Origin of the sequence: Bifidobacterium pullorum subsp. saeculare (assembly GCF_016899725.1) — a bacterium.
GTDB classification, from domain to species: domain Bacteria; phylum Actinomycetota; class Actinomycetes; order Actinomycetales; family Bifidobacteriaceae; genus Bifidobacterium; species Bifidobacterium pullorum_C.
On the sequence record NZ_JACLYU010000005.1, the window covers coordinates 1 to 25,009 of the forward strand.

Below are 25,009 nucleotides of genomic sequence, written 5' to 3' on the forward strand. Positions count from 1 at the left end.
GAACGCAGATAGACCTCCGCAACAGACAAAATCCGCCCCAACGAACCGAGATACACCCCTCCAGACGACCCAACGAACCGAAATAGCCCAGCCACCGCACTTCAGCACGACCCAACGAACCGAAATAGCCCAGCCACCGCACTTCAGCACGACCCAACGAACCGAAATACGGCATCTCACGAGTCGACAGAAACCCCAACGAACCGAGATACGGCGTCCCGCCATCGTTGACGAAGACTCATGCCTCGGCACGCTTCCGCACGGCGATGTGGAACTCGCCGATGTACCCCGAACCAGGGTCCCTGGGACCAAAGCCGCCCAAACCAAGACCGCCCGGAGCCAAGACCGCCCAGACATAGCGAAAGGGCCGGCTCCGCATGGGAACCGGCCCCGACCAAAGGATGGACACAGCCCGTCGTGCTTCGCACGCAGCCCGCCGGGCTTTCCTTTACTTCACAGCGCCCCTCATCACGCCACCGACGACCCACTTCTGGGCGAAGATGTAGACGACGAGCACCGGCGCCATGGCCATGAGGTAGCTGGAGAACGCCATCGGGTAGTTGGTGGCGAACTGCGAGCTGAACACGTACTGGGCCAACGGAATCGTCTGGTTCGACTGGTCGGTGAGCACGATGAGCGGCAGGAGGAAGTCGTTCCACGCCCACAGGCAGGTGGTGATCGCGATCGTCGCGTTGATCGGGCCCATGAGCGGGAAGATGATCGTCCAGAAGATGCGCCAGGTGCTGGCGCCGTCCATACGCGCGGCCTCCTCCAGCGAGATCGGGATCGAGCGGATGAAGCCGGTGGCGATGAACAGGTTCGTGCCCAGGCCGAGCACCATATACAGGATGATGAGGCCCGCCTGGTTGTCCAGGTGCAGCGTGCCCATCTGCTTGGCGATCGGCAGCATCACCACGGAGAACGGCACGAACATGGCCAGGATGAAGAAGTAGTACAGGAAGCGGAAGAAGCGCTTGTCCTGGTTGCGCGCCACCGCGTACGCCACGAAGGTGTTCGTGACCAGCGTGAGCACCACGGCCAGCACGGTGATGATCGCCGAGTTGAGCGCGGCGCGCGGGTAGTTCACTTTGGCGGAGGCGTCCGCGAAGTTGTGCCACTCCCAGCTGGTGGGCAGCGCGAAGGTGCCCGCCTCGGCCGGGGTTTTCAGCGCGGTGACGATGGTGAAGTACAGCGGCACCAGGATGGTCAGCGACAGCACCGCCACCACGGCGGTGAGCCACCAGTTGATGTTGCGGTCCTTGTGGAACTTGAGCGGCTTCCGGTCGCCGTCAGCCGCGCCGGTAGTCACGCCGGCAGCCACGCCGGACGCCTTGGCGGAGGTCATTGCACTCGTCATGATCGTTGCCTTGCCTTCCTCAGATCTTTTCCTGCTTGCTGGAGATCTTCAGCTGGATGATGGCGATGACGGCCAACACCACGAAGAACAGCACCGCGTTCGCGGTCTGGTAGGCGTATTCGCCGCCGGTCAGGCCGCCCTTCCAAATGAGATAGGTCACCGTTTCGGTGGAGGAGTTCGGCCCGCCTTCGGTCAACGCCACCACCTGGTCGAAGGTGTTGAGCGCGTTCTTGAAGCTGAGCACCAGGTTGATGGTGAAGAAGGGGCCGATGAGCGGGAAGGTGATCTTCCAGAACTTCTGCCAGGCGTTCACGCCGTCGATGTCGGCCGCCTCGTAGATCTCCGTGTCGATGGTCTGCAGGCCGGCCAGGTACAGCAGCATCGAATAGGCCACGGACTGCCACACGGCCAGGAACACGATTGGGATCCAGGCCAGCTTCTCGTTGGTGAGCAGCGAGCTCGACAGCCATTCGATGCCCAGCGCCTTGCCGAGCTCCGGCAGCGGGTTCATGAAGATGTACTTGAACACGTAGCCGATCACCAGCACCGAGAGGGTGTAGGGGATGAAGTAGATGGCGCGGAAGCCGTTCTTGAACGCGATCCGGCCGTTGAGCGCCACCGCCAGGAACATGGCGATGAGGTTGACCAGCACCGTGATCACGATGGCGATCGCGAAGGTGAACAGGTAGGCGTGGCCCACGCGGCTGTCCTGGAACAGCGCGAGGTAGTTCTTCAATCCGATGAACTTGTAGTCGCCGTAGCCCTGGGAGTTCGTGAACGAGTAGAACACGCCCTGCAGGAACGGCCAGTACAGGAAGAACGCGAAGATGACCGCGGCCGGCACGGCCATCCAGTAGTAGGCGCGGTCCACCTTGCGCGTGGAGAACGTGGAGACCTTGGAGACCCTGGCCTTGCGCGCCTTGCCATGGCCGGCGCGGCGGGCCGACGTGGATGTTGCGAAACTCATGATGATGCCTTTCCTTGTCCCTTTCCGGGTCCGCTGCCCGTCACTCGAAGGTCCTGGCCTGGACCTTGTCCCATTCGGTCTGCATCTGGTCCAGGAACCGCTCGGTGTTCCCGCTGGTGACCATGGTCTGCAGCATGCCGCCGATGTTGATCGAGGAGGGGATGTAGTGGTCGCAGAAGTCGGCCACGCGGTTCTCCTCGAAGAAGGGGCGCACCGTCTCCAGCGCCTCGGATCCGAAGTGCGTGTCCTTGAGCGGGGTGATGGCGGACTGCGCGTCGGCGTAGGCGTTGAGCTGCTCCTCCTGCATGAGGAACTCGATGAGCTTCATCGCCTCCTCGGGATGCTTGGTGTCGGCGCCCATGGTGAGCATCACGTCGTCGCCGGCGGTCAGGATCTGCTCGTCCGGGTCGTCGGAAGCGGGCATCTGGGCGAAGCCGAGCTCGATGTCGGGGTCGATGAGCAGGATCTGCGGGATTGCGTACGTGCCCAGCGGGATGATCGCGGCCTCGCCCTTGGCGAAGTTCTGCGTGCCCTGCTGGTAGGTGACGCCGGTGTCCGCGGTGGAGTAGGTGAACAGCTCGGCCTCCTTCTCCACCACATCGCCCCACAGCTCCTTGAACGTGGTCTCGCCCTTCTTCAGCGCGGTGTACTCGCTTTCCGACACCAGCGTGCCGGCGAAGGAGGCGAGCGGCGCCTGCGTGGTCCACGCGTCGGCCACGGTGCCCTGCAGCGGGTTGATGCCCCGCTCCTTGAAGGCGGTGAGCATCGCGGTGAACTCGCTCCACGTGGCCGGCGGCTGCTCCGGGTCGAAGCCGGCCTCGCGCCAGATCTGCTTGTTGTAGATGTAGCCGGAGGCGTTGCCGGCGAACGGCAGGCCGTACAGACGTTTCTTGGCCGGGTCGGTGGTCTGCACGAGGTTCTTCGCGATTTCGACCATGCCCGGGTTGAGCCGGTCCACGATCGGGTCGTCGGTGAAATCGTGGAACACACCGGAGGCGGCGAACATGCCGAAGCTGATGTCGCCGTTGAAGGTGATGACGTCGGGCACGCGGTTCTTCACGAAGCGCGTGCGCAGGTCGGTCTGCGCGTTGGCGGAGTTGTTGATGGTGACCTTGATGGTCGGGTTCTCCTGTTCGAACTGCTTGACCATCGCCTTGAACTGGTCGGCCGCCTCGGATTTGAACTGGAAGAAATCCAGCGTCACGGTGCCGGCCGTGCTGCCGCCGCAGCCCGCCAGGCCGAGGCCGACGGCCGCCGCGCACGCCACCGCGGCGATGCGGCGGAGCAGCCGTCCACGCGCCTTCGTCTGGGAATTGCCCTTCATTGCTGTTAGCTCCTTCTTTCTCCCCGCAGCCCCTGTGCCGCGGTCGGAACACTGCCCATTATGGGGACCGCCGCTTTTCATTCCCAGCGGCGGCGAGCCCCGCGGGAGCGCCATGGAAAAACCGGGTATTTTTGTATTCGGAGCAACAAATAATCCGGATCGGCAAGGAAGCGGCATGACGGACGGCATATCGAGGCGGACGGCGGCATCAGCCACGGCGGCGACAACGGCGGCGACATCGGCCACATCGGCCATGGCGGAGGCAACGGCGGCACCGCCCGCATCGTCGGAGAACGCGATCCCCGCCTGGTTCGACGGCTCGGAGCACACCCACCGCGTGGCCGCCGCGATCGCCCAGTACGGGCCGATCGCGCGCACCACGCTGGCGCAGATGCTCCAGCTGAGCCAGGGGGCGCTCTCGCGCATCACCAGCGACCTCATCTACGCGGGCGTCATCGAGGAGCTGCCCGGCGAGGCGGCCGGCCATCGCGGGCCGCTGCCGGAGGGCTTCGTGCCCCGGGAGAGCTCCGACCGGCGCGGGCGGCCGCAGACCGCGCTGGCGCTGCGTGCGAACGCGCGGACCTTCGTCGGGGTCAAGGCGCACGGCCACTCGGCGGTGGCCGCCGCCGTCAACGCGCACGGGGAGGTCGTCTCCGGCCGCCATGAGGCGGTCTTCACCGACCGCTCGCCGGCCAGCGTGGCCGCCACGATCGCCACGCTGGCCGCCGACTGCTCGGCCGACGTCGTCGCCGCCGGCCTGCCCTCGCCCACCGCCATCGGCGTGGCGGTGGGCGGGCATGTGCGCGACGACGCCGTGGTCACCTTCGCGCCGTTCCTCCACTGGGACCACGACGTGGACCTGGGTGCGATGGTGCATGCGGCCACCGGCCTGCCGTGCGGGGTGTTCAACGACATCGATTCGCTGCTGGTGGACGCCTGCTGGTTCGGGCCGGGCGTGGGCAAGGAGATGTTCGCCGTCGTGACGGTCGGCGTGGGCGTCGGCTATTCGCTGGCCGTGCGCGGCCGGCCGGTCAGTTGCCCGGACAAAAGCTACGGGCTGGCCGGGCACATCCTGGTCGATCCGGAGGGGCCGCGATGCTCGGCCGGGCACATCGGCTGCGCGCAATGCCTGACCGACGATTCGATCGCGGAGCAGTATTCGCGGATCCTCGGCCGGCCGGCCAGCTTCGGGGATTTCGAGGCGGATGTGCGCGCCGGGGTGGCGCAGGCCAACCAGCTGCTGAACCGCACCTGCTTCCGGCTGGGCACGCTGGTGGCCACCGTGGCCAATCTGGCGATGCCGGGGATGGTGATGATCGCCGGGGAGTCAGCGTGGCTGGCGAAGGTGGGCATCGATTCGATCCGCGACGGCATCGTCCGCTACCGGCACAACCAGGCGGCGCCGGTGCCGTTCGTCGTGGCCGACCACGATTGGCAGCTGTGGGCCAAGGCCGCCGCCAGCCGCGTGATCGTCAAGCACATCGGCTGAGCCGGGCGGGATGCCGGGCGGGGCTGCCGGGCGGGATCGCGGCGCACGCCTGCGGTCTCAGTGGTCCCAGTGGTCCCACCGGTCCCGACAGTCCCGACGTGGCCTCCCCATACGGCAAACCGTACGCTGACGGGCCGTAAGCGTACGGTTCGCCGCACAGCAACACGCCCCATGCGACAAACCGTACTCTTGCGAAGCGTAAGCGTACGGTTTGCCGCACGACCACCGTTCCCATGCGACAAACCGTACTCGGGGGATGGGTTCCGACGCAGGGGGCCGACAAGGCTATTCGGCCACGACCTTGAGCAGCACGGCCTGGGCCGGGTGGAGCGATGGCGGACGGATGCCGTAGGCGATGAGCGCGGCGCCGGGCAATACCACGCCGTCCTCCGTCCACCAGCCCAGGGGGCTCTGCCCGTTGCCGAGTCCCTCCAGGTCGAGGCTGGGAGCGAGGGGACTCACGCGGTACAGGCGGTCCGGGTCGAGGCCAGGCAGACGCACGGGCGCGGCCGGGTAGGTCTGCGAGGTGGTGAGCTGGGTGAAGCGGTAGATCGCCGCGTCACGCTCCGGCTTGACCATGCCGTCGAGGCGGACGGCCGGGTCGGGGGTGTCGCCGTGCACGCAGGTGTCCACGGCGAACCAGTCGCGGTGCTTCTTGTATTCGCCGACCCAGCGGCCGAGCTTGTCCAATGCCTCCTGCGGCTCGTGGTTGAGATCCCATTCGATGCCCATATGGCCGAAGAAGGCCATCGCCATACGCAGCTCCTGACTGGTGGCGCGGCGCGTGGAATGCGCCGGCGAGGCGCCCACATGCTCGCCCATCATGAACGGCGGCACGAGCAGCGAGGTGTAGCGTTGGATGTCGGCGCGTTCCACCGGGTCCACGCAGTCGGACACCCAGATGCGGTCGGCGTACTCGAGGATGCCCAGGTCCACACGTCCGCCGCCGGAGGAGCAGCTTTCGATCTCCAGGCCGGGGTGGCGGGTCTTGAGCGTGCGGAAGATTCGGTACACGGCCTCGGTCTGCGCATGCACAGCCGGCCGCCCGGTCTTCGGCGAGACGGCCTCGGTGACGAGCTTGTTGTGGTCCCACTTGATGTAGTCGATGCCAAGTTCGCCGACCAGCGCGTCCATCGCATGCGCGATATAGTCGAAGGCCTCCGGATTCGTCAGGTCCACCACCTGCTGGCTGCGGCCCTGCATCGGCAGACGGCCGGGCACCGGCGCCAGGATCCAGTCCGGGTGGTTGCGCGCCAGCTCGGAGTCGGGGTTGGTCATCTCCGGCTCGAACCACAGGCCGAATTCCATGCCCAGCCCGTGCACGTAATCGGCGAGCGCCTTGAGGGACTTCGGCCCGTCCGGCCACACCTCGGGGCTGATCTGCCAGTCGCCCAGGCCCTTGGTGTCGTCGCGGCGGGCGCCGAACCAGCCGTCGTCGACCACGAAACGTTCCACGCCGGAGGCGGCGGCCTTGTCGGCGAGCGCCTTGAGGGTGTCGAAGTCGTGCTGGAAGTACACGGCCTCCCAGGTGTTGAGGATCACCGGACGCGGCTTAGCCACCAGGCGCGGGTGGCGCGAGCGCAGGTACGTGTGGAAGCGGGCGGCGATCTCGTTGAGGCCGTCGCCGTAGGAGCCGTACACCCACGGAGTGCGGTAGGACGCTGCGGCAGTCGCGTCGCCGTCGGCAGTCTCCCCCGCCCCGCCGGCAGGCCCCAGCGTCACCTCGCCGCCGAAGAGCAGCTCCCCGCCTGTAAGCTGCGCCTGCGTGTACGGCAGCCGTTCGACCGCGCTGACCGCGTTGCCGGACCAGGCGACGTGCAGCGCCCACGCCTCGCCGTGCTCGAAGCCGAAGCCGGGCACGCCGACAGTGGTGAGCAGCGTCGCATCGAAATCGGGTCGACCGGCCAGCTGCGGGCGCGCGAAGCGGCCGACGGTGAGCGGCTGACGCTGCGGGGAGCGTTCGCGCAGGTGATGGCCGGTGGTGGTGAGGATCTCCGCGGCCGCGGCAGGCAGCGCGAAGCCGAGCTCGACCTTGCCGACCTCCAGCCCCGGCTGGTCCGCGCCGAAGAGGTTCCTCACCTCGGCCTGCTGGCGCAGCAGGCCGCCGGACACGATTTCCATGCGCCATTCGATTTCGACGCCAAGCGCCTCGTCGCACGCCGTCACCCGCACGCCGGGCACGCGCACCGGCCCCGCGGTGCGCGCCTGCCCGGCCACGTCCTCGTAGGCCAGCGGACCCGTGGGATCGTCCGGATCCGCGGGGGTCACCCCTGGCTGCGTCGCGGCGGCGGCAACGGCATGGACCGCCGCGTCGGAGGCGGCGGCCATCGCAGCATCGTCGCCGGCGAGTGCGCCGCGACCGAACGCGCGCGCCGCGTCGACCCACTCCGGGGAGGGCGTGGCATCCACGGTGGCGCCGACGACGCCCGCGTCGTCGGCGGCTTCGATGCCGGTGACGACGAACTTGGGGAAGAGCTCGACACCGCCGCGCCGCAGCACCAGACGCGGCTCGCCGATCCAGCTCTCCGCCTGGGTGGGCAGGACGGACGGCCAGGCGGTCTCGTCGAGCGCTCCGGAGACGCGCTGCGGCTTGAGCGCGTCGTAGGCGCCGAGCAGGCTGTCCGGGTGGGCGACCGGCCGGCCCCAGTGGACGAGCCGCGGCAGGTCGGAGCCGGGGAACGCGAGCGCGAAGGCGACGCGGTCCGCGGGTTGCTCGGCATAGACGACGGTGAGTGCGGTCCCGTCGGCGGCGGTGCCGTGGATTTGCGTGGCGTGGGACATCAGGACTCCTTCCCCTTCGATGACTGCGGTGTGATCGCTGGTCCCGATGCTACGCGCACACCGGTTTGTTGCCCCGGCGCGGCGTGTGCGCCGGGGCAGGAAACTAAATCCGGCCGGTGGCGGACCGGCGCGCGGCGAAGAAGTCGGAGAGCGGGGCGGCGCAGTCGTCCTCCATCACGCCGCCGATCACCTCGGGACTGTGCCCGATGTGCGGGTCGCGGGGGATGTCCCACACCGAGCCGCAGGCGCCGAGCTTGGCGTCCCATGCGCCGAACACGATGCGTCCGACGTGCGTCTGCAGGCAGGCGCCGGCGCACATCGGGCAGGGTTCCAGCGTCACGACCAACGTGCAGTCGGCCAGGTTCCACGGCGAACGGGCGGCGGAGGCGGGGGGAACGGGGTTGGTTACGCCGGCGGCCCCATCGACGGAAGCATCTTCGGGGACATCAGAGCTGCGGCGGGACGCGAGGGTGCGGGCGGCCTCGCGCATCGCGAGGACCTCGGCATGGGCGAGCGGGTCGCCGTCGGCCTGGCGGGTGTTGAATCCACGGCCGATGACGCGGCCGTCGGCGTCCAACACCACCGCACCCACCGGCACATCGCCGCTCTCCCCCGCGCGGCGGGCCAGAGCCAGCGCCTCGCGCATCGCGGACCTCATCACATCGGCATCCATGATTCCATCGTCACACAGGGACCGGCCTTGGCGGCGAGGCACGCGCGTTTCACGTGGAACATACTTTGCACTGATGCGTGTTTCACGTGGAACACGTTCTGGATCGACGTGCGTTTCACATGAAACACACTGCGGACTGATGCATGTTCCACGCGGAACACCCTCAGCGCAGGACGAGATGGTGGTTGAGCTCGCGGCGCAGAGCCCGCCATTCGGGCAGGTAAGCGGACATGCGGCGCTGGAAGCCGGCGCCGTGGCCATGCTCCCACAGGTGGGTGAGTTCATGGACAAGCACATATTCCAGGAACCGCGGCTCCATAAGCCCCAGCTGCAGATTGAGCCGGATGCGCCCGGTGCGTGGTGTGCACGACCCCCAGCGCGAGGTCATCGCACGCAACGTGATCTGCGTCGGCGTCCGACCCACCACCGGCGTCCATCGGTCCAGCAGCGCCGGCAGCCGCGCCTCGATGGCCGCCGCGGCCTCCGCGCGGCGCGCGTCGGTCCAGACGCTCGGGGAAGCCGTCGGCCCCGACAGTCCCGTCGCAAACGGCCCACCCGGGGCGACGGCCGACGAGCCCGGCTCCCCCAGCGCTCCCGGCTCCCCCAACATGCCCGCAGCCGCCAGCTCACGTTCCGCAATCCTCTGCTGCTCGCGCATGCGCGTCTGCTGGCGGGCGATCCACGCGCGCCGTTCGCGCACGAAGGCGACAATCCGCGCATCGGCCATCCTCATCGGCGCGGACACCGCCACCGCACCGGCCGGCGGTCGGACGCGCAGGTAGGCGTTCCTGATCGGCTTGCGCGTCACCGCCACGCGCAGGCCGTCCACTTCCAGCACGGATTCGACGGCGGCGGCGCGCCGCCGGGCGTCATATGCATTCCTCACCCCGCCATTGTGCCGCACAGGGCGGCCGTCGGTTCGGCCCGCGGAGGAAGGCGGCGGCCATGCGGCGGGAGTGGTAGGCTTCTGCCGTCGGCCGGATTCCCGGCCGTGTCGGCCCGAAGGCGCCTGGAGGGAGGACGAGTCATGCTCATGTGGCAGTCGTCGTCCCTGTCCTACCGGTTCCGCGCGCAACTGCGCGACGCACTGGCCCAGGCCATGTCTGAATCGACGGAACGCCGCTACCCCGCGCGGGCGATTGCGACGGCGATGGGCACGTGGTTCGCACGGCGCCGCCGGTCGCACAACTTCGGCTATCTGGGCCGCCTGCCGTATGCGATTCCAGCGCTGGCACTGACCGCCATGCTGGTGTAGACGGCTTCCCTCGCTGTAGACGTTGCCTATCATCCCGGCATGCCCATCATCCCGGATGCCCATCATCCCGGCATGCCCGTTGTCCCGGCATGCCCGAGTTCTCTGAATCTGCCCAGCCTGTGCCACAGGTGGCTTCACCTGGCATCAGGCGTCTCGCCCCTTTTGTCAAGGAGCATTGTGTCCGTTTCCCCATCCAATCCCTCATCCATCTCCCCATCCTCGCAGTCCCCGGCGCGCCCGCTGTCCGGGCGTGCCCGCGTGCTCACCGTCGGCGCGGTGACGCTCGGCGCGTTCATCGCGCTGCTCAACCAGACCGTCATGTCGCCGGCGCTGCCGAACCTCATGCGCGACTTCGCCGTGTCCGAAGGCACCGTGCAGTGGGTCACCAGCATCTACATGCTCGTCTCCGGCATCATGGTGCCGATCTCCGCCTACTTCATCGACCGCTTCACCACGCGCCGCCTGTTCTTCGCCTCGATGGGCCTGTTCATCGCCGGCACCGCGCTGGGAGCCTTCGCGCCGGGCTTCGGCGTGCTCATCCTCGGGCGCGTGCTGCAGGCCGCCGGCTCCGGCATCCTCATGCCGCTGGTCGCCGTGGTGCCGATGCTCGTCTACCCGCCGGAGCGGCGTGGCATGGCCATGGGCGTCGCCGGCATCGTGATGGCCGCGGGCCCGTCCATCGGCCCGGTGGTCGGCGGCGCCGTCATCGATTCGCTCGGCTGGCGTGCGATGTTCCTCGGCATCGCCGCGGTCGGCGCGGCGATCCTCGCCGCCGGCGCGGTGATGCTGCACAACGTGGGCGAGCTGCGGCACCCGCGGCTGTCGGTCTCCTCCGTCATCCTCTCCACCGTCGCGTTCGGCGGGCTGCTGTACGGCTTCTCCACCGCGTCCGACGCCGGCTGGACCAGCCCCATGGTCATCGTGCCGATCGCGGTGGGCGTCGTGGCGTTCGTGGCCTTCGCGGTGCAGCAGATCCGGCTCAGGGAGCCGCTGGTCGAGGTGCGCACGCTGGCGACCGCGGACTTCCGCAACGCGGCGATCGTCGTCACACTGATCAACGCCTCCGTGGCCGTGACCAACGTGTCGCTGCCGCTGCTGCTGCAGAACGGCATGGGGGTCTCCGCCACGGTCACGGGTGCCGTGATGCTGCCGGCCGCGCTCGTCGGACTGGTTATGAGCCCGGTGTCCGGCGCGCTGTTCGACCGCTTCGGCGCCCGTTGGATGGCGATCGGCGGCACGGCGCTCATGGTGCTGGCGATGGGGTCGATGGGCCTGTTCGCGCACCGCGGCTCCTCCGTGGCGCTGGTGGCCACGCTGTGCGGACTGCAGGGGCTCGGGCAGGCGCTGGCGAACATGCCGGTGAACACGTGGGGCATCAATGCCCTGCCGGATGCCATGATTGCGCACGGCAACGCGATCGCCAACACGGGCCGCCAGGTGTTCGGCGCGATCAGCACCGCGCTCATCGTCACGGTGATGTCCGGCGTGCAGGCCGGACGGCAGTCCGCGGGGGCCGCCGAGGCGACGGTCGCCGGCGTGAGCGCGAGCTATGTGATCTGCGCGGCGATCGCGCTGGTGGCGATGATCTGGTCGGCGGTCACGGTCCGCGACCGTCGCCGCGAGCCGGTGCTCGTGCCGGTCGAGACGCATGCGGTGCGCGCGCCGGAGGTGCCGGTGGATGCGCCGGCCACCCCGCGCGTCGATTCCGCGGCGTGAGACCTGCGGTGGGCTTGTGCGACCGCGGGCGGCACGGTGCGCGGCCCCACACGGCACAGCACGCGGACCTGTGCGGCAAGGTGCGCGGCCCTGTGCGGCAAACCGTACGCTGAGCGAACGTAAGCGTACGGTTCGCCGCATGAGGGCCGTTCGAGTGCGACAAACCGTACTCCCCCACGGCAAACCGTACGCTGACAGACCGCAAGAGTACGGTTCGCCGCATGGGGCGCACGGACACGTACGGACCACCGCGCAGACACCGCGAACATCGCGTGGATGCAGAGCGGGCACGCACAGCCGCGTGCAGACATGCGCGTACGGTCACGGCGGGCATCGCCGCGACACGCCGAAACGTCCGCGTTGACATATCTCATCCAGTCGGTATTATGACTACTTGTGCGTTTCGGCGCGCAGGAACGGGCCCGTAGCTCAGGTGGTTAGAGCGCATCCCTGATAAGGATGAGGTCGGAGGTTCAAATCCTCCCGGGCCCACAGGAAAAAATCAGCGGCTCGTGTGGCCGCTCTTTTTTTCTCCGGGGCATTGGCGCAGTTGGTAGCGCATCTGCTTTGCAAGCAGAGGGTCACCGGTTCGAGCCCGGTATGCTCCACGTTCAATCTCGAAGAAACCCCGCACAGGCAACGATGTGCGGGGTTTTTCTATATCCGACGCCCCCGATGCCACCCGATAGCGCCCGACGCCGCATTCGGCCTCCCACCTACCCGAGTCACCAACCGACGATCCCCGACAATCAAGTGGCGCGCATATGCCGCGTCGATGGCAAAGTCGATGGCCGCCGGCCGACGACGGCGCTCCGGCGGCGGTATCATCGTCGCAGTCATCGGGGCATCGGCGGACAGGCGCTCCGGGGGAAGGACGGGGACATGACGGACGCACCGCATCGCCAACACGACCGACGGCCGGTCAGCGGACAGCCCGGGCCCAGCAAGCAACCCAACACGCAGTCCAGCACACAGCCGCGCAAGCCCCCGCGCAACGCGCGCCAGCCCCAGCGCCAGCACCAGCCCAAGGACCGACTAATCACGCGCGACGTGGCGCTGGTCATGGCGGCGGCGTTCTGCTTCATGGCGAGCAACATGCTCGCCACTCCCCTCATGGCCGGGTATTCGGAGGAGCTGGGCGCCACGGGCGCGATGATGGGCCTGGTCTCGGGCATGATGAGCATCGTCTCGCTGTTCTGCCGTCCGGTCGCCGGGCTGTTGTCCGACCGCACGAGCAAACGCGTGCTCGTCGGCGTGGGCGCGGCCCTGTACCTCGTGTCGAGCGTGTGGTACTCGCTGGCCGGCAGCCCGGCCTCGCTGATCGCGGCGCGCATGGTCAACGGCGTGGGCTTCGCCTGCTGCTCGGTGTGCCTGGCCACTTGGATGTCGCTGCTGCTGCCGATCCGCCACATGGGCGCCGGCATGGGCCTGTACGGCACGATGAACGCGCTGGCGATGGCCGTCGGCCCGGCGATCGGCATCGAAGCGCAGCAGCTCGTCGGCTACCGGCCCACCTTCCTCATCTCCGCCGCGATGGCTGTGTGCATGGTCGTCTCCGTCTTCCTCGTCAAGAACGGCGGCCGGCCGGTACGGGGGCGGACGGCCGTGGGCGGACGGCCAGCCGACGACCGCACCGCCGGCGGCCACGTCTCCGGCGGCCCGGCGGCCGGAGACCGGGCCGCCGCCCTGCCGACGCCTCAGCCCCGGTCCCGCCGCAGCACCGCCCTCCGCCTCCTGCGCGCGGTCATCGAGCCGCGCGTGGTGCCGCTGACGCTGGTGTTCATGCTGTTCGCGCTACCGTACTTCGCCAACCAGTCCTTCCTCGTCACCTATGTGGACGGGCGGCATCTGGCGGTGACGGCCAGCCTGTTCTTCCCGCTGTACGCGGTGGCGCTGCTGGTGCTGCGCCTCGCCCTGCGCGACCTATTCGACCGCTGGCCGTTCCGCCGCTTCCTGCTGTGCTGCTCGGTGTGCCTGCTTGGCATGCTCGCCTGTCTGGGAGCCATGACGAACGACTGGCTCATGCTGCTCGCCGGCATCTTCACCGCCGCCAGCTACGGCATCATGAGCTCGGTCACGCAGGCGCAGGCCGTAGTCATCGCCGGCCGCGAGCGCAGCGGCGTGGCCAACAGCACGTACTACATCGGCATCGACCTGGGCATGGGCCTGGGGCCGCTGGTAGGCGGCTTCCTGTACCAGCATGCGCCGCTGGCCTGGTTCTACCCGATGATGATGGTTGTGGTGCCGGTCGCGTTGGCGCTGTACTTCGCCGCCGATGCGATGATGCGGCGCCACGACCGCCGTCGCGACGCCGAGCGCGCCGCCGGCTGACGGGAACCGGGGCGGGGCGGCCGGCAGGCCGAAGCTGGGGCCGAGGCCGGATTCGGATTATTGTCGTCAGGATATTCGGATTTTGGTCGTCGGGGAATTCGGATTATTGTCGTTGCAGGATTCGGATTGTGGTCGTCGGCGACGGAGATGCCCGATAATCCAAGGTTCCGGCGCGAACAACCCGGCCTCGTGACCCGACGTTGCGGCCCAGCCTCGCACCAGCTTTGCCACATGACTTTGCCCTTGCTTGGCCGCATGCGCGGAGTAGGGACGACGCCACATGGCAGGTCTGGCGAGACCGAGGAAGCCAACGTCTATCACCCGGCACATCGCGCCCATTGGATGTGATAACGCGGGATGGGCGTGATTTCTCCGTTCGTTGGGGCGCCACGGGCAGGGTATCTGCGTTCGTTGGGGCGTTTGAGGAGGGGTATCTCGGTTCGTTGGGGCGGATTTTCCGTTCTGCAGACATCTATCTGCGTTCATTGGGTCCTCCGACCAGCGACACCCCAACACCCAAGCCTTGGAATTCCGCCATTTTCGGGACCTCCCCAGGCGGGATATCACGCCGACGAGGACCCAACGAACGCCGATAGACCTCCGCAACAGACAAAATCCGCCCCAACGAACCGAGATACACCCCGCCAGACGACCCAACGAACCGAGATAGCTCAACCGCCACGCTTAAGCACGACCCAACGAACCAAGATATCCCGTCCGTCACAACCCAACGAACACAGATACGGCGCCCGCGGGGTCATGCAGGCGCAGGCCGCCATCACAGGCCGCGGCGCGCGATCACCTCGCGGTACCACCGGAAGCTGTCCTTCGGCGTGCGCTCCAACGTGTCGAAGTCGACGTGCACCAGGCCGAAGCGCCGGTCATAGCCCCATGCCCACTCGAAGTTGTCGAGCAACGACCACGCGAAGTATCCGCGCAGGTCCACGCCCTCGTCGATGGCGTTCAGCGCGGCCTGCAGATGGCGGCGGTAGTAGTCCACGCGCCGCTCGTCGTGCACCGCCTTCGTGCCATCGGCTTCGACGACCAGCGTGTCGTCCACCGCGATGCCGTTCTCCGTCACCACCAGCGGCACGCGGTACTCGTCCCAGGTGCGCACAAGCAGGTCGGTCAGTCCCTGGGGGTCGATGTTCCACCCCATCTTGGTGTGCGGGCCGGGCGTGGGCAGGAAGTCCACGTCGCTGGCGCCCGGGTTGGTGGACGCCGCGGTGGACTGCGGGAACTGCGGCCGGCCCGACATCGCGACGAGGTTGGTGGAGTAGTAATTGACGCCCAGCACATCAATCGGCTGGTGGATCAGCCCGAGGTCGCCGTCCTGCACGAAGGACCAGTCGCAGATGCCGCGCGTGATGAACATGAGCTCGTCGGGGTAACGCCCACGCAGCATCGGGTCGAGGAACGCCTTGTTGGCGATCAGGTCGAGACGATGGACGGCATCGGCGTCGCCGCGGTTCAGCTGCAGGTTCAGGGTGACGGACAGCTCCGTCCCTTCGCCGACCTCGGCGCGGATCGCCTGGCACATAAGCCCATGGGCGAGGTTGAGGTGGTGCACGGCCGGAAACGCCTGGGGACCGCCGCCCAACCCGGGGGCATGCTCGGTGCCGCCATAGCTCAGGTACGAGGAGCACCACGGTTCGTTCAGCGTGGTGTACGTCTGCACACGGTCGCCGAGCCGGTGCGCGACGGCACCCGCGTATTCCGCGACCCGGTACGCGGTCTCGCGGTTCAGCCATCCGCCCTTATCGCCGAGGTACTGCGGCAGATCCCAGTGGTACAGCGTCACCACCGGCTTGATGCCTCGCGCCAGCAGTGCATCGACCAGGCGGTCGTAGTAATCGAGCCCCTCCGCGTTGGGTTCGCCGCCTTCCACGGGCATGACGCGCGGCATGGCGACGGAGAAACGGTAGGCGTCGACGCCTAGGTCCGCGAGCAGCTCCACGTCCTCGGCCCAGCGGTGGTAGGAATCGCACGCAACATCGCCCGTGTCGCCGTTGAGGATCTTGCCGGGGGTGTGCGCATACGTGTCCCAGATGGAGGGGCAGCGCCCGCCTTCCGCCACGCCGCCTTCGACCTGATACGACGCGGTCGCGGTGCCGAACTGAAAGCCCCGGGGGAATGTGGTGCCGATGGTCATGATGCCTTCCTTGGATGCTTCGAACTGCCATGGTGCCGCTGCCGTCATTGGCGCGGGTCGACCGCGACGGCCCGTGGCCGCCGGTTGACCATGGCCAGTGTACCATGGATATTAACCGGTTAAGCCCCTGTGTTGCGCAGGATGCGCCGCACCCGGGCCACCGCGCGGCGCGCCGCCGGCCGATGCCCGCGTCGCCCGAGGAAGGGACGACCGGATTCCACTGCAAAGGAGGCAGCATGACGTTCATCGCCCCGAACGATCCCGCGGTCCGTGTCACCGGCCGCGTCGACGACGCCGACCCCACCCGCCCGGTGTGGGTGCATCCATACACGCAGGCGGCGTTCCGTTGCACCGGCACCTCGCTGGCGGTCCGGCTGGTGAACCGGCGCACCTATGGCGTCAGCCAGCTCGGCGCGATGATCGACGGATTCCCGGTGCGGGTGCCGATTCCGGTCGACGGCGAGACGACGACGGTGACCTTGGCCTCCGGCCTGCCGGACATCGAGCATGACGTCGTGGTGTTCAAGCGCCAGGATGGCCAGCACTATGTGGAGCTGCTGGGCTTCGAGCTTTCGGAGGGCGCGCGGGTCCTGCCCCCGTCCGAGCCGCGGCCCGCCCACCGGATCGAGGTGTTCGGCGACTCCGTCTCGTGCGGCGAGCGCAACGAGGCGTCGCTGTATGTCGGCAAGGCGGACCCGGAAGCGGACCTGAGCCCTTACAGCAACGCGTGGCTCTCGTATGCGGCGATCACGGCCCGCGCGCTGGGCGCGGAGCTGCATGACGTCTCGCAGGGCGGCGTCTCGCTGCTCGACGGCATCGGCTGGTTCAACGCCCCCGATTACGTGGGCCAGGAGCATATGTGGGACAAGATCGAGTACAATCCCGCGCTCGGCCCGTCCAAGCCGTGGGATTTCAGCCGCTGGACGCCGCATGTCGTGGTGGTGGCGGTCGGGCAGAACGACGCGCACCCCGACGACTTCATGAAGGACGACTACGACGGCGACATGGCCCGGCATTGGCGGGCGCGGTATGTGGCGTTCCTGCGCGCGCTGCGCGCACACTACCCGCACGCGCATATCGTCTGCATGACGACGGTGCTGCGGCACGATCCGTCCTGGGACCGCGCCATCGGGCAGGCGGTGGCGCAGCTCGGCGACCCCAATGTGGAGCAGTTCCTGTTCTCCCGCAACGGGGCGGCCACGCCGGGGCACCCGCGCGTGGCAGAGCACGAGGAGATGGCGCGCGAACTCACCGACTATCTCGCCGCGCTCGGCCCCGGCATCTGGAAGGACTGACCCGGCCGCCATCGCATCCAACCATCCGAACCATTCCAACCCTCCCCAAGGAGCACCCATGACCACAACAGCCACGGGCCCGGCGCCCGGCGCCACGCTCACCGGCGCCACCGGCACCACCGGGGCGAGCAAGCCCACCGGCGCCGCCGAACTGCGTCCGGCCGCGATCTTCTCGCATCGCTGCGTGCTGCAGCGGCGCGCCCCCATCCCCATCTTCGGCACCGGCGCCCCCGGACGCACCGTGGTCGTGCAGCTGACGGCGGGCGAGTCCCCCGACCTGCTGCGCTCGGCGAACGGCGACGCCACCGATTCCCTCATCGTCACCACCACGATCGGCGACGACGGACGCTGGTGCGCGTATCTGCCCGCGCTGGAAGCCGGCGACGGCTACCAGCTGACGATCCGCGACCACGGCGACGTCACGCTGGTCTACCAGCATGTGGCGATCGGCGAGGTGTGGCTGGCCGCAGGCCAGAGCAACATCGAGCTGGAGCTGCGCAACGCGGACGACGCCGCCCGGGCGGTGGCCGATTCGGCCGACCCGCTGCTGCGGTTCTTCAACACCCCCAAAAGCGGGCATGTGGACGCCGACCTGCTGCGGGCGGAGGACGCCTCCGCCTGGTTGGCGTGCGGCCCCGAGACCTCCGGCACCATGTCCGCCGTGGCGTACTGGTTCGCGCACCGGCTGCGGCAGACGCTCGGCGCCCGGGTGCCGGTCGGCATCGTGGACTGCTACGTGGGCGGCACGTCGATCTCCTGCTGGCTGGACGAACCGGCGCTGCGGTCGCTTCCCGCCGGCCGCGGATACCTGGAGCGCTACCACGCGCAGGTGGACGGCAAAACCCTGCCCCAGATGCACCGCGAAACCGACGAATGGCAGCGGCGGTTCGACGCGTGGAACGCGGCCATCGCCCAAGCGCAGGCCGCCGAGCCCGGCATCAGCTGGGACACGCTCAACGCCCGCTACGGGGAATGCCCCTGGCCGCCGCCGATGACGACGTTCTCGCAATACCATCCGACCGGCCCGTTCCATGCCATGGTCGAGCGCGTGGCGCCGTACGCGCTGGCCGGGGTGCTGTGGTACCAGGGCGAAGAGGACGAGCCGTACTGCGGGGAGTACCGCGCCATGCTGGGGCTGCTCATCGAACGCTGGCGCAACCTGTGGGGCGCGCCGCTGCCGTTCATGGTCGCGCAGTTGCCGCAATGGATCGCCAAGGCGGACCACTGCGAGGGCATCGACCGCATGCTGTGGCCGGTGATCCGCGAGGCGCAGTGGGATGCCTCGCAAACGATCCCCGGCGTGTCCACCGCGGTGCTCATGGATTGCGGCGAGTTCAACAACATCCACCCCACCGACAAGCGCACGCCGGGCGAACGGCTCGCCGACCTCGCGCTGGCCCGCGTGTACGACGTCACGGCGGCGCGCCGGCCGGAAGCGCCGACCGATGCCGCCATGGAGCCACTCGAGGTGGACGGTCCGCTGGTCAGCGGCGCGGTCCGCGCCGACCCTCATGCGGACGCCGGCACGGTGCGGCTGCGGTTCGCCCACGCCGACGGGCTGCGCTTCCACGGCACCACGCCCGGCGGCAGCGACCCCGCGGACGACTCGCCCACCTCACGCACCGCCGCGAACTCCGGATTCGCCGTGGCCGGGGCCGATGGCGCCTTCCATCAGGCGAGCGCGGCCATCGCCGCCGATGCCCCCGACTGCGTGGACCTGCGCTGCCCGGACGTGCCCCATCCGATCCACGCACGGTACGGATGGTTCAGCTGGGGCCCCGCCCCGCTCGTGAACGCCGCCGGCCTGCCGGCCGTTCCCTTCCGCGACATCCGCGTCGCGGCGCCCACCGACTGATGCCCATCCCCACGCATACGGGGGCTGGCCGAGATTCCGGCCAGCCCCCGTATGCCTTCGCCCTGCCGGCGTGCGGTTCCGTCACCGTTCCATCCGGCTATGCCTCAAGCCCACAGGCAGCGATGTTGGCCAGGCGGCGGGTGAGCGGAATGACGCCGGCATTGGTCAGCTGCGTCTGGAACAGGACCACCGAATCAGTAGCCGGGCTGTTCGCCCACCTGGTGCCCAGCCAACCGTCCCAGCCGTATTCGCCGATGCGTCCGATGATCTCGCTGCTGCCGGGATCGCGCACAATGCGCATGAAGCAGTTGTACCCGCAACCGGGCTTCCAGTCGCGCAGGTCAGCGAATTGATCGGGTTCGAGGGCATTCGAGGTCATGGCGGCAACCGTGGCACCGTGCAGAATCCGCACACCGTCCAGCTCACCGCCATTGAGCATCATGCGCGCGAAGCGCGCATAATCGTCCAGCGTGGAGTACAGGCCGGCGCCGCCCGATTGGAAGACGGGGTCATCGGTCGCCGCGTATGCCACGCCAAGATGGTCGGTGGCGATCTCCCGCAATGGCTGTCCGGCGTTGGCGGGGTTCATCGGATTGGCAGGATTGTCATAGATCGCCGCCAGCCGTCCCAGTTTCGATTCCGGGATGAAGAAGGCGGTGTCATACATGCCCAGCGGTTCGCAGATCTCGTCGCGGATCACGTCGCCAAGACGGCGGCCGGCCGCCACTTCGATCACCGCGCCCAGCACATCGGCACTGGTGCCGTATTTGAAGTGACTCCCCGGCTGGAACGCCAGCGGCAGCCGGCCCAGTCGGTTGGCGAACTCCACGGTCCCGATTGGATTCCCGCCATGCAGTCGCGAGACAACCTCGTCGAACAGCGCGCCGGTCAGCCGCCCTGCCTCGCTGGTTGATTCGCCGTACACCAGTCCCGAACGCATCGTGAGCAGGTCTTTGATCCGCATCTCGCGCTGAACCGGTTCCCCCGCCGCGGTGCCGTCGCCAGGCAACAGCCAGCCATTGCCGCCGGTTTCCGTTGGAATACCGCTGCGCACCTGCTGCGGCTGGCGCACGCCCACATGCTGCCCGGCGAACCCCGGCAGATACGCGCTCACCGGCTCACCCAGATCGAGCAGACCGCGTTCCACCAGAATCATCGCAGCCACTGCCGTGATCGGCTTGGTCTGCGAATACAGGCGCACGATGGTGTCGCGGCTCATCGCTTCCCCGCGCGTGGCGGACCGCATGCCGGCTCCGGCATACCAGCGTTCACGTCCATGCTGCAGAACCAGCAGGTTCGCACCGCCCACGTCGCCGCGCTCCACCGCACGGTCCAACGCATCCTGCATCAGTCTCAGCGTGAGGTCGGTCATGGCAGCGGCCTTTCCAGCGTGTCCGCCAGACGCATGAAGTCGCTGCGCACGAAGGCACGGAAATCCGGGGCATAGGGCGAGCCTGGAGCCGGGGTGCCGTAGGCTCCGCCACCGGCCGCTTCCTCGGAATTCCGCCACGGCAGATACCACAGCACGCGGCGGGTGTCGTCGTTGGCGAGTGCCGCCGAAAGCAGATATCCGGTCCACGGGGCATCGCCCGCGCCCGGCGCAGCCGACGGACCTTCGTATGCGGCCGCGAATGCACCCGGCGAGCCGATCTCCGTGGCGGCGGCGAGTTTGCCGCGCTCAGCCGCCAGCCTCCCGACCAACGACAGCATCGTCACCAGGTCGGCATGGCGGTCGACGGGCGTATGGGCGGTCGGATCCTGGTCGAGGTCCCAGTAATCGTCAAGGCCGAGCACATCCACGTACCCATCGCCCGGGTAACCGTACAGATAGTCCGCACGGCGCGTGGCGTCGCTGGACATCGAGATGCGGCTGCGGTCGGGCGAATACGCGTACAGCACATGGTGCAGCCCGCGCACGTCGCGCAGATGATGCACGGTCATGCGCCAGAGCTCGGCGTACTGGTCCGGCGTGGTGTCCGTCGCCTCGACCGACGATCCGGGACACCACCAGAACCATGTGCCGGTGTGCTCGTGGTATGGACGGAACACCACGGGAATGGGCTCGCCATGCTCGTCGCATACGGACAGCAGGAAATCCGCCGCACGGTCCAGCCAGCCGAGGTACCGTCCGTGGGCCGCCCCACCGGGAAGCACCGCGGCGACGGACCCGGCCGCCATGTTCTCGCCGTATCCGCCGTCCGTCAGCGGGTTGACCGAATGCCAGCTGACGGTCGGTATGGCACCGATCTGGTGCGCACGCCGGATCTCACGGCGGATGTCGTCGAACGGAATGCCATCGATGTTCGCGCTCCAGCCAAGTTCGATGCGCCCCAGGTCAAAGCCCCAGACCGCCGGATAACCGCCGGCGACCGCGAGCACGTCGGAGTCGGCGTCGGTCGCGTGATGGCAGAACGTGTCGTCCTGATGGCCGAACATCGCGAAACGTCCGGCCGACCGGTGCAGGAACCGGAACAGCACCAGCGCGCCGGCGGTGAGCTGGCGATCAACCGGTTGAGCCGGCGGCGGGCCGGGGACAACGGAACCGTCATCAGAATCCGGCATGGTCACATCATCTGACATCAGCATCTCGTTTCTCTCACTGGTGTTCCGCGCCTACGGTCACACCGCGCTGAATTCCAGGATGACCGCCTGCATGGGCCACAGATTCGGCAACTGCAGACCGACGTCCGCCAGCAGCCGGCCGGGCGCCACGAACCCGTCCGCCGACCGGGCGTCCGCGATCCACGCGGGCGTCACCCATCCCCACTGTGCGGCGCCCACGTCCTCGCGCAACCGCACACGGTAGTGCCGTTCCGGGTCCAGGCCGGGCACGCGCAGCCGCTCGGCCAGCCAATCGGCGATGTTCGTCACCGTCGCCACCACCCATACCGCGTGGGTGCGGTCCGGCGACACCACACCGCGGGCGCGCAGCGCGGAATCATGGCAGTCCGCGTGCAGCACGCGGCCAGTGTGCAGCAGGCCCCGCAGCTCCTTGTACAGCGCGACGAACGCCGTCAGCCGGTCCAGCTCCTCCTCGCCGCATTCCAGGATGTTCCATTCGAAGCCGGAACATCCTTCCAGCGAGACCGCCGCCCGATAGCTCAGGTCGGTCGTCCGCCCGGTGGAGTGCGCGGGCGATGGGCCGACATGCGCGCCGATCATTTCCGGCGGCACGATGAGCTCGGTCCAGCGCTGGATGTCCACGCGGTCGCGCGGGTCGTTGGAATCGGACGCCCAGATGCGGTCGGCATGGCGCAGGATGCCCGCATCCGTGCGCGCGCCGCCGGAGGAGCAGCTTTCGATCTCAAGTCCCGGGAATTCGGCCTTGAGGTCGTCGAACAGCCGGTAGCAGGCGAGCGTCTGCCCGCGCAAGCCATACCGCCGGTCCGATTGCCGGACGGGTTCCGTGACCTCGCGGTTGTGGTCCCATTTGATGTAGTCCACGCCGAACTCACGGATGGCCTGGGCCATCTGTCCCCGCACATGCGCATAGGCGCCCGGATCGGTCAGGTCGAGCACATACTGGCTGCGGTAGGACAGGTCGGCGCGATGGGGCGCGGCCTCCGGCTCGGCCAGGATCCAGTCGGGATGGTCACGCGCGAGGTCGGAGTCGAGGTTGACCATCTCCGGTTCGAACCACAAGCCGAATTCCATGCCCAGCGCATGGACATGGTCGGCCAATGGTTTGAGCCCGTTCGGCCATACCTCCGGGTCCACCCACCAATCGCCGAGCCCCCGGGAATCGTCGCGGCGCAGGTGGAACCAGCCGTCGTCCAGCACGAACCGTTCCACGCCGACGGCCGCGGCACGGTCGGCCAGACGCTTCAGCGTGGCTTCGTCGTGGTCGAAGTACACCGCCTCCCACGTGTTGAGCGTGAACGGACGCGGCTTGGCGGCGGGGTCCACGCGGCCGGGCATGGCGCGCAGCCATGCATGGAACCGGGAGGCCATACCGTCGAGGCCGGCATCGGAGTAGGAGAAGCAGACGTCCGGCGCCTCGTATGTCTCGCCGGTCCCCAGCAGGATCTCGCCCGGGCCAAGCAGTTCGCCCGCGCCCAGCACCGGCTCGTGGGCGGGCAGGTTGTCAAGCCGGTACGTCTGGTTGCCGCTCCACGCCAGATGGCAGGCCCAGATCTCGCCGTCGCGCCAGTGCGGTTCGCCGGCGGAGGCGATGAACAGCCACGGCGAGTCATGCCCGGTTTTGCCACGACGGCAGTCGCGCGTGATGGAGCCGACCGGCAGCGGTCCGGTGGCGGGCTGCTTTTCCAGGGGCCAGCGCCCGGTGAACTGGGTGAGCGTGTCCGCGCGCCGGGGCATGGGCAGGGCGGCGTCCAGCCATGTGACGGCCAATGGCTCCGGGCAATCCGCGGTGTTGGTCAGGGCCTGGCGGATGACCAGCAGACCGCCGGGCTCCAAACCGAGCGAGATGCGCAGCCGCAGCCCGTGGGCGGCGTCCTCGGCGATCACGGTCACACCGTGCCCGTCCGCGGTCGGCCGGCAGCGCACCGTGGTCCAACGGGCGAACACCGGCCGCCCGCCGCGGTGAGCCTCGAGCCCGGGGCGGCCGGCCCATCCTTCGGCGCCCTGCGGCAGCAGCGACGGCCGCCACGCCGCATCGGGCCGGTTCGGCGGCGTATCCTTCAGCGTCATCCGGTCCAACGCCCGCAGCGACGCCTCGTCCGAGGCCGCGGCCGCTTCTCCCAGGTCACGCCCCCAGTACTCCACCTGCGGCATCTCATGCTCCGGGGTCTTCAGCACCACGCACACGCCGTCGCGTCGCAGCACCACATGCGTTCCCTGATCGAACATCGGCAATCGGTCCTTTCGCCATACGCCGCCGTCCATACGCGCGCATGCACACCATGGTCGTCATTGGCAGATGTGTATTGTTGGAAACACTATATCTTAATCGGTTAAGCGACGCGCGGATTATGCGCTATAGTGGAACGGCATGAGGAGGTGCCATGAGCGACGAGCAGCATCCCGTCCGGGCCAACGTGGGCCCCGGCATCAGCGAACGGCAGGCCCAGGTCATCGATGCGTTGTCTTCCTCGGTGGCGTTCAAAGGCAAGTCCAGCTGGACCATTCTGCGTGAGCTGCCCACGGGGCGGCGCTGGGGGTATTTCCGCGACCAGCTGCTGGCGCGCACGCTGACCGCGGCGGCCATCGCCATGGTCGCCGTGTTCCTGGTGGTGCAGTTCCTGACGCCCAAGGCCCCACCCAAACTGTATGTGGCGGCCGTGGGCGAGGCCATCGCCGTGCAGGACGCCGCCACGCTGCAGCGCGAGGTCGCCACGGCGCTGCGCCTTCCCGAGGGAAGGCAGGGCGGCGTGCGCATCGACGCCTACTTCGACCTGAAGAAGGACGGCCTGAGCAAATTGCAGGCCATGCTCAGCGCGCAGGAAATCGACGTCATCATCGCCAATCCCCAGGATTTCCGCACACTCGCCGGCTACGGCTATATGACCGACCTGACCGACACGCTCACCGCCGAACAGGTCAGCGACTATCGGCGCAATCTGGTGCGATGCCCCGGATTCGACGATGCCGACCATGAGGATCCCGAATACAACGGAGCCGGCAAGGGCGCCACCGCCCCGTTCGGATTCCAACTGGCCACGGCCGGCAACTGGACCAAGCTCCCCAACGCCAGCGGCACGGCCATGCTCGGCCTGGCCCAGGAATCACGCAACCTCGCCACGGCCCGACGATTCGTCACCTTCCTCGAACAGTAGGACGGCGCATGCCGCGGGCCACCAGCACGCCACACACAACGCACACGCACACGCACACACGCACACACGCACACACCAC

General features: G+C 68.3%; 16 protein-coding genes, 2 tRNA genes and 1 pseudogene. 9 read left to right on the forward strand and 10 right to left on the reverse strand.

Features of this window, described 5'->3' with window-relative positions:
- Nucleotides 1-448: 448 nt before the first annotated feature.
- The 3 genes from H7U32_RS04120 to H7U32_RS04130 are packed head-to-tail and all read right to left on the reverse strand — an operon-like array spanning nucleotide 449 to nucleotide 3,648.
- On the reverse strand, nucleotides 449-1,357 hold the full coding sequence (locus tag H7U32_RS04120) for a carbohydrate ABC transporter permease (protein WP_239457490.1): 909 nt from the start codon (nucleotides 1,355-1,357) through the stop codon (nucleotides 449-451).
- A 19-nt stretch (nucleotides 1,358-1,376) separates the two neighbouring features.
- Nucleotides 1,377-2,324: a carbohydrate ABC transporter permease gene (locus tag H7U32_RS04125; RefSeq protein WP_204468340.1), complete on the reverse strand. Its 948-nt coding sequence runs from the start codon at nucleotides 2,322-2,324 to the stop codon at nucleotides 1,377-1,379.
- 40 nt (nucleotides 2,325-2,364) lie between these two features.
- A complete protein-coding gene (locus H7U32_RS04130; RefSeq protein ID WP_204468342.1) occupies nucleotides 2,365-3,648 on the reverse strand; it encodes an ABC transporter substrate-binding protein in 1,284 nt (427 codons plus the stop codon).
- A 253-nt stretch (nucleotides 3,649-3,901) separates the two neighbouring features.
- Between H7U32_RS04130 and H7U32_RS04135 the strand changes: the two genes are divergently transcribed.
- Complete coding sequence (locus H7U32_RS04135) at nucleotides 3,902-5,137, forward strand: ROK family protein (RefSeq protein ID WP_204468344.1); 1,236 nt, start codon at nucleotides 3,902-3,904, stop codon at nucleotides 5,135-5,137.
- Nucleotides 5,138-5,422: 285 nt separating this feature from the next.
- Here the strand turns inward: H7U32_RS04135 and H7U32_RS04140 are convergent, their stop codons facing one another.
- The 3 genes from H7U32_RS04140 to H7U32_RS04150 all read right to left on the reverse strand — a co-directional run bounded on the left by H7U32_RS04140 (nucleotide 5,423) and on the right by H7U32_RS04150 (nucleotide 9,477).
- On the reverse strand, nucleotides 5,423-7,921 hold the full coding sequence (locus tag H7U32_RS04140; RefSeq protein WP_440201432.1) for an alpha-galactosidase: 2,499 nt from the start codon (nucleotides 7,919-7,921) through the stop codon (nucleotides 5,423-5,425).
- A gap of 100 nt (nucleotides 7,922-8,021) precedes the next feature.
- Nucleotides 8,022-8,591, reverse strand: coding sequence for a nucleoside deaminase (locus H7U32_RS04145; RefSeq protein ID WP_204468347.1), 570 nt, complete (start codon nucleotides 8,589-8,591; stop codon nucleotides 8,022-8,024).
- A 163-nt stretch (nucleotides 8,592-8,754) separates the two neighbouring features.
- Nucleotides 8,755-9,477, reverse strand: a complete 723-nt coding sequence (locus H7U32_RS04150; protein WP_323804575.1) for a M48 family metallopeptidase — start codon at nucleotides 9,475-9,477, stop codon at nucleotides 8,755-8,757.
- 141 nt (nucleotides 9,478-9,618) lie between these two features.
- On the opposite strand from H7U32_RS04150, the gene H7U32_RS04155 reads away from it, so the two are divergent.
- From H7U32_RS04155 to H7U32_RS04175, 5 genes and pseudogenes are all read left to right on the forward strand, one after another.
- The gene (locus H7U32_RS04155) at nucleotides 9,619-9,846 is read left to right on the forward strand and encodes a hypothetical protein (protein WP_204468348.1); all 228 of its coding nucleotides are present in this window, start codon (nucleotides 9,619-9,621) and stop codon (nucleotides 9,844-9,846) included.
- 207 nt (nucleotides 9,847-10,053) lie between these two features.
- Nucleotides 10,054-11,469 (forward strand): annotated as a pseudogene (locus H7U32_RS04160) (MDR family MFS transporter); the annotation flags it as partial.
- Nucleotides 11,470-11,980: 511 nt separating this feature from the next.
- Nucleotides 11,981-12,054: transfer RNA gene (locus H7U32_RS04165), tRNA-Ile, on the forward strand.
- Nucleotides 12,055-12,097: 43 nt separating this feature from the next.
- Nucleotides 12,098-12,170, forward strand: a tRNA-Ala gene (locus tag H7U32_RS04170).
- A gap of 442 nt (nucleotides 12,171-12,612) precedes the next feature.
- Nucleotides 12,613-13,893, forward strand: a complete 1,281-nt coding sequence (locus H7U32_RS04175; RefSeq protein ID WP_440201433.1) for an MFS transporter — start codon at nucleotides 12,613-12,615, stop codon at nucleotides 13,891-13,893.
- Between the two features lie 778 nt (nucleotides 13,894-14,671).
- Here H7U32_RS04175 and H7U32_RS04180 read toward each other — a convergent pair.
- Complete coding sequence (locus H7U32_RS04180) at nucleotides 14,672-16,045, reverse strand: GH1 family beta-glucosidase (protein WP_204468352.1); 1,374 nt, start codon at nucleotides 16,043-16,045, stop codon at nucleotides 14,672-14,674.
- A gap of 236 nt (nucleotides 16,046-16,281) precedes the next feature.
- Between H7U32_RS04180 and H7U32_RS04185 the strand changes: the two genes are divergently transcribed.
- Both H7U32_RS04185 and H7U32_RS04190 read left to right on the forward strand, forming a co-directional pair.
- Complete coding sequence (locus H7U32_RS04185) at nucleotides 16,282-17,340, forward strand: GDSL-type esterase/lipase family protein (protein WP_204468353.1); 1,059 nt, start codon at nucleotides 16,282-16,284, stop codon at nucleotides 17,338-17,340.
- A gap of 58 nt (nucleotides 17,341-17,398) precedes the next feature.
- Complete coding sequence (locus tag H7U32_RS04190) at nucleotides 17,399-19,195, forward strand: sialate O-acetylesterase (RefSeq protein WP_204468355.1); 1,797 nt, start codon at nucleotides 17,399-17,401, stop codon at nucleotides 19,193-19,195.
- Between the two features lie 97 nt (nucleotides 19,196-19,292).
- Here the strand turns inward: H7U32_RS04190 and H7U32_RS04195 are convergent, their stop codons facing one another.
- The 3 genes from H7U32_RS04195 to H7U32_RS04205 are packed head-to-tail and all read right to left on the reverse strand — an operon-like array spanning nucleotide 19,293 to nucleotide 24,004.
- Nucleotides 19,293-20,567 (reverse strand): serine hydrolase domain-containing protein, encoded by a 1,275-nt coding sequence (locus tag H7U32_RS04195; protein WP_204468357.1) that lies wholly within the window; start codon nucleotides 20,565-20,567, stop codon nucleotides 19,293-19,295.
- Nucleotides 20,564-21,775 carry a glycosyl hydrolase gene (locus H7U32_RS04200; protein WP_239457491.1) on the reverse strand — a complete coding sequence of 404 codons (1,212 nt, stop codon included), beginning with the start codon at nucleotides 21,773-21,775 and terminating at the stop codon, nucleotides 20,564-20,566. Before H7U32_RS04200 ends, H7U32_RS04195 begins: the two co-directional genes overlap by 4 nt.
- Nucleotides 21,776-21,814: 39 nt before the next feature.
- Nucleotides 21,815-24,004 carry an alpha-galactosidase gene (locus tag H7U32_RS04205; RefSeq protein WP_204468359.1) on the reverse strand — a complete coding sequence of 730 codons (2,190 nt, stop codon included), beginning with the start codon at nucleotides 24,002-24,004 and terminating at the stop codon, nucleotides 21,815-21,817.
- A 155-nt stretch (nucleotides 24,005-24,159) separates the two neighbouring features.
- Here H7U32_RS04205 and H7U32_RS04210 point away from each other — a divergent pair, with 155 nt between their 5' ends.
- Nucleotides 24,160-24,930: a hypothetical protein gene (locus H7U32_RS04210; RefSeq protein WP_204468361.1), complete on the forward strand. Its 771-nt coding sequence runs from the start codon at nucleotides 24,160-24,162 to the stop codon at nucleotides 24,928-24,930.
- The last annotated feature ends 79 nt before the right edge of the window (nucleotides 24,931-25,009 follow it).

Coding starts and splice junctions, on each gene's coding strand:
- H7U32_RS04130 (WP_204468342.1), bottom strand. CDS start 3,648: ATGAAGGGCAATTCCCAGACGAAGGCGCGTGGACGGCTGCTCCGCCGC.
- H7U32_RS04200 (WP_239457491.1), bottom strand. CDS start 21,775: ATGTCAGATGATGTGACCATGCCGGATTCTGATGACGGTTCCGTTGTC.
- H7U32_RS04135 (WP_204468344.1), top strand. CDS start 3,902: ATGGCGGAGGCAACGGCGGCACCGCCCGCATCGTCGGAGAACGCGATC.
- H7U32_RS04145 (WP_204468347.1), bottom strand. CDS start 8,591: ATGGATGCCGATGTGATGAGGTCCGCGATGCGCGAGGCGCTGGCTCTG.
- H7U32_RS04210 (WP_204468361.1), top strand. CDS start 24,160: ATGAGCGACGAGCAGCATCCCGTCCGGGCCAACGTGGGCCCCGGCATC.
- H7U32_RS04120 (WP_239457490.1), bottom strand. CDS start 1,357: ATGACGAGTGCAATGACCTCCGCCAAGGCGTCCGGCGTGGCTGCCGGC.
- H7U32_RS04195 (WP_204468357.1), bottom strand. CDS start 20,567: ATGACCGACCTCACGCTGAGACTGATGCAGGATGCGTTGGACCGTGCG.
- H7U32_RS04180 (WP_204468352.1), bottom strand. CDS start 16,045: ATGACCATCGGCACCACATTCCCCCGGGGCTTTCAGTTCGGCACCGCG.
- H7U32_RS04125 (WP_204468340.1), bottom strand. CDS start 2,324: ATGAGTTTCGCAACATCCACGTCGGCCCGCCGCGCCGGCCATGGCAAG.
- H7U32_RS04155 (WP_204468348.1), top strand. CDS start 9,619: ATGCTCATGTGGCAGTCGTCGTCCCTGTCCTACCGGTTCCGCGCGCAA.
- H7U32_RS04190 (WP_204468355.1), top strand. CDS start 17,399: ATGACCACAACAGCCACGGGCCCGGCGCCCGGCGCCACGCTCACCGGC.
- H7U32_RS04185 (WP_204468353.1), top strand. CDS start 16,282: ATGACGTTCATCGCCCCGAACGATCCCGCGGTCCGTGTCACCGGCCGC.
- H7U32_RS04205 (WP_204468359.1), bottom strand. CDS start 24,004: ATGTTCGATCAGGGAACGCATGTGGTGCTGCGACGCGACGGCGTGTGC.